A 7502-nucleotide genomic window follows, 5' to 3' on the forward strand; every position below is an offset into this window, starting at 1 on the left:
CCCGGGGGGTGCGGTGGTTGCGACTGGCAGCACGCGTCGTGGCCGGCGCAGCGGGCGTTGAAGGCGTCGGTGGTGGCCGAGCAGCTGCGCCGCCTCGCCGGTCTGTCGGTGCCGGTCGAGGTGGAGGAGCTGCCGGGCGGCCCGCTGCGGTGGCGCACCCGGGTGCGGATGACCGTGGACCGGGCCGGGCGGCCGGGGTTCCGCGCACACCGCAGCCACCGGGTGGTGCCGGTGGCGGACTGCCCCATCTCGGCGTTCGGCACGGTGGACGAGGTGGCCGGCCGGACGTGGCCGCCGGAGGCGTCCCTGGTCGTCGCGGTGGACGCCCACGCGGACACACACGTGTCGGTGGACGGCTCCACCACCGAAGTCGCCGTCGAGCGTGCGGCCAGGCGCGAGTGGCGGGTCTCGTCGGACGGCTTCTGGCAGGCGCACCCGGACGCGGCCGACGTGTACGCCGAGGTGGTGGCCGACTGGGCCGGGCTGGCGCCCGGTGAGTCCGCGTGGGACCTGTACGCGGGCGTCGGGCTGTTCGCGTCGGTGCTGGCGTCGGCCGTCGGCCCGTCGGGTTCGGTGATGGCGGTGGAGTCGTTCCGGCCGGCCGCGGAGGAGGCCGCGGAGAACCTGGCGGACCTGCCGCAGGTGCGGGTGTTCGCGGGGAAGGTGGAGGCGGTGCTGCGGGCCGGCGAGGGACCGGACCCCGCCGTGGTGGTGCTGGACCCGCCCCGCAAGGGCGCCGGGCGGGAGGTCGTGGAGGCGATCGTGTCCCGGGGGCCGCGGCGCGTGGTGTACGTGGCCTGCGACCCGGCGGCCCTGGCCCGGGACGTGGCGACGTTCGCCGGGCACGGGTTCACCCTGGAGCGGTTGCGTGCCTTCGACGCGTTCCCGATGACGCACCACGTGGAGTGCGTGGCGCTGCTGACGTCAGCGGGTTGACGGGCCCCAGCCGCTGTTCTGGTCGGTGGCGTTCATCCCAGGTGGCGGGGTGGGCGCCGCTTGGCCGCCGTAGGGGCCGGTGGGTACGCCCGGTGGCGGGGTCGGCACGCCCTGCGGACGAGGCATTCCCGGCGGCGGCGTGTTCGGCCCACCGAAGGGCGGCTGGCCGCCCGGGACCGGAACGCCGGGCGGCCTACCCGGCCCTGCTGGCGCGCCCGGTCCGCTCGGCCTGCCTTGACCGCCCGGTCCGCCCGGATTCCCTGGGCTGCCCTGGTTGCCTGGGCCGGCCGGGCCGTTCGGCGCGCCGGGTGCTCCGGCGCCTGCCTGGTCGCTGGGCGGTGCGTCGCCCTGGGCCGGGGGAAGGCCGGCGCGCTGGCGCAGCCAGTCCGGGATGTGCTCGTCGCCACGGGGGAAGAACCGCAGCTCGTCCGCGAAGCCGATCGGCGGGGGCACGCGGCGCCAGCGGGGTTCGACGTCCGGCTCGAACTCCGCGCTGAAGGAGCTCGGCGGGTCCAGCACGTACAGGGCCGACAGCCACGTGCCGCGGCCCGGCCGGTACATGCCCTGCCGCAGCCGCCCGAGCCCGTCGACGACCTCCTGAGGTGGCCGCACGGGCCGTTCGACGCCGTCGGGCCCCGTGACGAGGACGTCCACCTCGACGTGCCGCCCCGCGGCCCGGTACTCGGCCCTGACCTGCTGCCAGTCGGCCCCCGCCACGGTCAGGAGCGCGCGCCCCACCTGTCTCGTCAGCTGGTCCTGCTCAGCCTGCGCCATCACCGGCTGCGGCTCGGTCACCTCTGGTCCCCACCCTCATATGTGCCGATCGTGAGCTTTGACCCTACCGAATCAGAGTGTCGGGTTCGGCCCGAACGAGAGTCCCAGTTGGAACGGGTGCATGCCCCACGTGGCCACCGCGAACCTGGTCAGCAGCCCCGAGGCACGCACCGTCTGGTCGGTCGCCGGCGAGGCCAGCACCTGGGTGTCCCCCTCGACCGGCTGCTGGTCCCGCCACACCGGCGCACCGACGGGCACCGGCGACGTCTCGACGACCGAGTGCCACTCCCGGCCGTCGGTCCGCAGCATCATCAGCACGACCGGCCGCATGGGCACCTCCCACCCGCCGGTCTCGACCGCCACGAACTCGCCGCGCTGCACCGACGCCAGCACCACCTCGCCGAGCCAGACGTACATCTCGGAGACGGCCTTGTCGTCGACCGCGGCGTACGCCTCCTCCTCGGTGGCGGGTTCGAGCTGCGTACTGGTCCCACCGAGGTGACCGGACTCGTCCCGGACCCGGTCCATGAGGAACAAGGTCCCCCGGGACGGGCTGAACATGCCGGCCTCGCGATAACGCCGCTTGTCGATCTCCGACCGCGACTCCAGCCCGGCACCGAGCCGGGCACGTACGGCGTCGGGATTGGTCATCCGCCAGAAGGTGACGCCGCTCTCGTGCCAGAGGGGCAGGTACCCGGCGAGCGGCAGCCCCATCAGCACCGTCTGGAGCACGTCCCCGGAGCCGACGGCCGGCCGGTCCTGCCGGCCCCCGTCACCCGCGGGCGCAGGCTCCTCGGCGGGCGACGCGGGCGACGCGGGCGACGCGGGCTCGGCGGGTGCCGCGGGCTTGGCGGGTGCCGCGGGCTCGACGGACGCTACTGCGGGCTCAACCGGCCGCGCCGGCTCGAACAACGACACCGGCGGCGACTCCGCCGGCCCCTCCTCGAAGGGAGACGTGCGGAAGGGCGGCTTCACCCAGTCGTCCGCCGGCGCCACGGACGGCTGCCGCGGATCGGTGGCCGGCGGAGCCGTCGGCGTTCGTGGCTCGGCTTCCACCTGGAAGGCCGGCATGCGTGAAGGCCGGACCGGCGGCTCGGTTGTGCTGGGAGGCTCGGTTGTGCTGGGAGGCTCGGGCGTGGTGTGCGGCTCGAGTGTGGTGTGCGGCTCGAGTGTGCTGTGGGGCTCGGGCGTGGTGTGCGGCTCCCGTGTGAGGTGTGGCTCGGATGTGGTTTGTGGCTCGGGCGTGGCGTGCGGCTCGGGTGTGATGTGTGACTCGGGTGCGGCGTGCCGCTCCGGTGTGATGTGTGGCTCGAGTGTGGTGCGCGGCTCCGGTGGGATGTGCGGCTCGGGTGCGGCGTGCCGGGCGGGGGGCTCGTCGGGTGCGAAGTCGGCCGGTGTGGCGCGCCAGGCGGGTGGCTCGTTGGGGATGGGCTCGACCGGCGTGCCGTGCCAGGCGCCACCGGCGGGCACGTGTCGTGCTTCCTGGGCCTCGGACCGGGCCGGCGGAGGCTGCCACGCCGGTTGCTCGTCGGGTGACGAGTGGCGTGCGGGTGGTCCGTGTGTGATGGGTTCGGCCTGGCCGGCTGATGGCTCGCCGGGAGTGGCCGGTGCGGGGAAGGGTTCGGGCGTCGAGGGGAACCAGGAGGACCGCTGCTCGGGCTCCGCCGTCGCGGGTGGATCGACGGGCTCGTCCGTCGCCGCGTACCAGGCGAACGGCTCGGCGGGGGCCGCCGTCGCGGCGGCCTCGGACCCCACCGGCTGCCAGGCCGCACCCGATGGCGGCTCTGCCCGGGTGTTCGGCAGTGGTTGCCAGGCCGCGCCTGACGGCGGTTCTGCCGGGGTGTTTGGCACTGGTTGCCAGGCCGCGCCCGATGGCGGTTCTGCCGGGGCGTTCCGCGCTGGTTGCCGAGCCGCGGCCGATGGCGGTTCTGTCGGGGTGTTCGGCACTGGTTGCCGAGCCGCGGCCGATGGCGGTTCTGTCGGGGTGTTCGGCAGTGGTTGCCAGGCCGCACCTGATGGCGGTTCTGCCGGGGCGTTCGGCAGTGGTTGCCGAGCCGCGTCTGACGGCGGTTCCACCGGGGCCTTCGGAACCGGTTGCCAGGTCGCGCCTGAGGGCGGCTCCACCGGAGGGTTCCGCTCCGTCGGCGGGTCCACCGGGGCGGCCTGCTCCTCGCCGGTCTCCGCTTCGCGGTTGTGGGGCTCCGCTTCGCCGTTCCGGGGCTCCGTCGTGGGGAAGCGGAACGGCGGGAGTGCCGCGAACCGGGGATCGACGCGGGCCTCCGCCAGGGTTCGGTGTGCCCAGGCCCTCGCCCGGGTCAGGGGATGGTCCGGGAACTGCTGGTCCCACGCCGCCTCGTCGGCGAGGCTGTACGGGAGCTGGCCGTGGACGTCCGCCGCGTACGGGTGCGGGGGGAAGCAGTTCTCGAAGCCCACCTGGGCCGCCACCGCGGACTCCCGGACGCCCGTCATGTTCTCTTCCGCGCACTGGATGCGCAGCACCACGCTGCACTCGGCCTTCGGCAGGGTGAACGCCGCGATGAACGCCAGGCCCGTGTCCTGGCCGGGGACCGGCAGCTTGATCAGCTGGTACAGCGACTGCACGCCGTCCAGGGAGACCACGTGTGCCTCGATGATCGAGCCGGTCTCGGCCGTCTCCCGCGCCAGCTTTCTGCGCAGCAGGGGCAGGTCGTCCAGGGGCGCGGGGATGTCGGGCACCATGCCGATGTAGGTGAGACTGACTTGGTCTCCGGTCCGTGGGTCGAACCAGGTCCGCTGGTCATGCCGCTCCATGCCGGTGGTGTCGAATGCGACTGGCACGGGCCCGAGTGTAGGGGCGCGCTGCTCTCACCCGATCACTCGTCGAGCGGAGCCGCGGAGCGAGCACGGGCACGAAGTCCACACGACGACCACACGACGACCGCGCGACGACCGCGCGAAGATCGTTCGGAGCCCGCGAGGAGCGATCCGAGTCGGTCGTAGACTTGCTGGAACCGGACGACGTCCCGCGAACTGAGAAACAGGGGTGACCAGCGGTGACCGACGAGGAGTCCCTGCTCGACTCGGTGCACGGCCCGGGGGACCTGAAAGGGCTCTCCGCGGAGCAGCTCCCCAGGCTCGCCGCCGAGATCCGCGAGTTCCTGGTCGACAAGGTCACGACTACCGGCGGTCACCTCGGGCCCAACCTGGGGGTGGTCGAGCTGACCATGGCCATCCACCGGGTCTTCGACTCGCCGGACGACCCCGTGCTCTTCGACGTCGGGCACCAGGCCTACGTGCACAAGGTGCTGACCGGGCGGCAACAGGACTTCGACCGGCTCCGGCTGCTCGACGGGCTCTCCGGCTACCCGAGCCGCGCCGAGAGCGAGCACGACTTCGTCGAGAGCAGCCACGCCTCGGCCGCCCTCTCCTACGCCGACGGGCTCGCCAAGGCCTTCGAGCTGCGCGGGGAACGCCGCCACGTCGTCGCCGTGGTCGGGGACGGCGCGCTGACCGGCGGCATGTGCTGGGAGGCGCTCAACAACATCGCCGCCGGCAGGAACCGGCCGATGGTGATCGTCGTGAACGACAACGGGCGGTCCTACTCGCCGACCATCGGCGGCCTGGCCGACCACCTCGCCTCCCTGCGGCTCTCACCCGGCTACGAACGCTCGCTGGAGGCCGGCAAGCGGATGCTGCAGGGCACGCCCGTCGTCGGCAAGCCGCTCTACGCGGCACTGCACGCGGCCAAGCGCGGCATCAAGGACGCGCTCTCCCCGCAGGTGATGTTCGAGGACCTCGGGCTGAAGTACTTCGGACCGGTCGACGGGCACGACTTCGCCGCCCTGGACGCCGCGCTGCGCCGCGCCAAGGAGTTCGGCGGGCCGGTCATCGTGCACGTCGCCACCTGCAAGGGTCGTGGCTACCCCCTCGCCGAGAACGACGAGGTCGACCAGATGCACCAGACCGACCCGATCGACCCCGTCACCGGCAAGCTGACCACGGCCAAGGGCGCCGCCTCCTGGACGTCCGTGTTCGCCGACGAGCTGGCCCGCATCGGCGACGAGCGGCCGGACGTCGTGGCCATCACCGCCGCCATGCTGCGGTCCACCGGGCTCGCGAAGTTCGCCGAGGCCCACCCGGACCGGTGGTTCGACGTCGGCATCGCCGAGCAGCACGCGGTCACCTCCGCCGCGGGCATGGCCATGGCCGGCCTGCACCCGGTCGTGGCGCTCTACTCGACGTTCCTCAACCGCGCCTTCGACCAGCTGCTGATGGACGTGGCACTGCACGGGCTGCCCGTGACGCTGGTGCTGGACCGCGCCGGCATCACCGGGCCGGACGGCCCGAGCCACCACGGCATGTGGGACCTGTCGATCCTCGGCGTGGTGCCGGGCCTGCGGGTCGCCGCGCCACGGGACGCGGTGACGCTGCGCGAGGAGCTGAACGAGGCGGTCGCGGTCAAGGACGGCCCGACCGTGCTGCGCTTCCCGAAGGCGTCCGTCGGCAGCGAGGTGGCCGCCCTGGAGCGGCGCGGCGGCGTGGACGTGCTGCGCCGCCCGGCCACCCACGAGACGACCGACGTGTTGCTCGTGACGGTCGGCGCCCTGACGGAGCTGGGCATGGCGGCCGCCGACCGGCTGGCCGACCAGGGCGTCGGCGTGACGGTCGTGGACCCGAGGTGGATCAAGCCGGTGCCGGCCGAGCTGGTCACGCTGGCGGCCGAGCACCGGCTGGTGGTGACGGTCGAGGACAACGGCCGCCACGGCGGCTTCGGCTGGGCGCTGGCGGCGGCCCTGCGGGACGCGGACGTCGACGTGCCGCTGCGCGACCTCGGCCTGCCGCAGGAGTTCCACGGGCAGGGCACCCGTGCGGAGGTCCTGGTCGGCCTGGGCATGACCGCCCAGAACGTCGCCCGCCGCGTCACCGAGTGGATCGCCACCCGCACCGACGCCGCCGCCCCGGCCGAACTGCCCTAGACGCCCGCCGGCTCCGGGGAAAGTGTGGCGCGGCATCAGCGGGCCGAGGCCGGCTCGCCTGCTACGACGCCCGCCGGCGACGACCCCGCCTTGCTTCACCGGGCACGTCGACGCCGCCTTCGGCGGCCGGGAACACGGGGTTGACGGCACGACGAGGCCGGGTTATGGCAACGTTGTGTTGTGCGGATTCTGATCGTCGAGGACGAGGAGCCCCTGGCCGACGCCATCGCCAGGGGACTGCGTCGTGAAGGCATGGCCGTCGACGTCGCCCTGGACGGCGACGAGGGCCACGAGAAGGCCAGTGTCACCCGTTACGACGTGGTGGTGCTCGACCGCGACCTGCCCGGCATGTCCGGGGACGAGCTGTGCCGTGAGATCGTCGCGTCCGGCGCGCTCACCAGGGTCATCATGCTCACGGCCAGCGGCTCGGTCGCCGACCGGGTGGAGGGGCTGTCCCTGGGCGCCGACGACTACCTCGCCAAGCCGTTCGCGTTCGACGAGCTGGTCGCGCGGGTGCGGGCGCTCGCCCGGCGCGCCACCCCGGTCACCCCGCCGGTGTTGCGGGCCGGCGACGTCGAGCTGGACCCGGCCCGCCGGACGGTCACCCGCGGCGGTCAGCAGGTCGACCTGACCCGCAAGGAGTTCGGCGTCCTCGAGGTGCTGCTCGCGGCCAGCGGCTCGGTCGTCTCCAGCGAGGAGCTGCTCGAACGCGTCTGGGACGAGCACGCCGACCCGTTCACCACGACCGTGCGCGTGACCGTCATGACGCTGCGCAAGAAGCTGGGTGAGCCCGGCATCATCGACACCGTGGTCGGCTCCGGCTACCGGGTGCCGGCG

At 73.7% G+C, this 7502-nt stretch carries 5 protein-coding genes; 3 read left to right on the forward strand and 2 right to left on the reverse strand.

The window, feature by feature from the left end; all coding sequences use genetic code 11:
- Nucleotides 1–936 (forward strand): class I SAM-dependent RNA methyltransferase (locus ACJ73U_RS31900; RefSeq protein ID WP_407781447.1); only part of this gene is annotated, 936 nt, incomplete at its 5' end.
- Here the strand turns inward: ACJ73U_RS31900 and ACJ73U_RS31905 are convergent.
- A complete protein-coding gene (locus ACJ73U_RS31905) occupies nucleotides 925–1731 on the reverse strand; it encodes a ferredoxin (protein ID WP_407781448.1) in 807 nt (268 codons plus the stop codon). The two genes, ACJ73U_RS31900 and ACJ73U_RS31905, sit on opposite strands and share 12 nt — an antisense overlap.
- A gap of 51 nt (nucleotides 1732–1782) precedes the next feature.
- On the reverse strand, nucleotides 1783–4527 hold the full coding sequence (locus ACJ73U_RS31910; RefSeq protein WP_407781449.1) for a hypothetical protein: 2745 nt from the start codon (nucleotides 4525–4527) through the stop codon (nucleotides 1783–1785).
- A gap of 215 nt (nucleotides 4528–4742) precedes the next feature.
- Here ACJ73U_RS31910 and dxs point away from each other — a divergent pair, with 215 nt between their 5' ends.
- A complete protein-coding gene (gene dxs, locus ACJ73U_RS31915) occupies nucleotides 4743–6665 on the forward strand; it encodes a 1-deoxy-D-xylulose-5-phosphate synthase (protein WP_407781450.1) in 1923 nt (640 codons plus the stop codon).
- 180 nt (nucleotides 6666–6845) lie between these two features.
- On the forward strand, nucleotides 6846–7502 hold a 657-nt coding region (locus tag ACJ73U_RS31920), incomplete at its 3' end, for a response regulator transcription factor (protein WP_407781451.1).

The sequence above is a fragment of the Actinophytocola sp. genome, assembly GCF_045807065.1.
Taxonomy (GTDB): domain Bacteria; phylum Actinomycetota; class Actinomycetes; order Mycobacteriales; family Pseudonocardiaceae; genus Actinophytocola.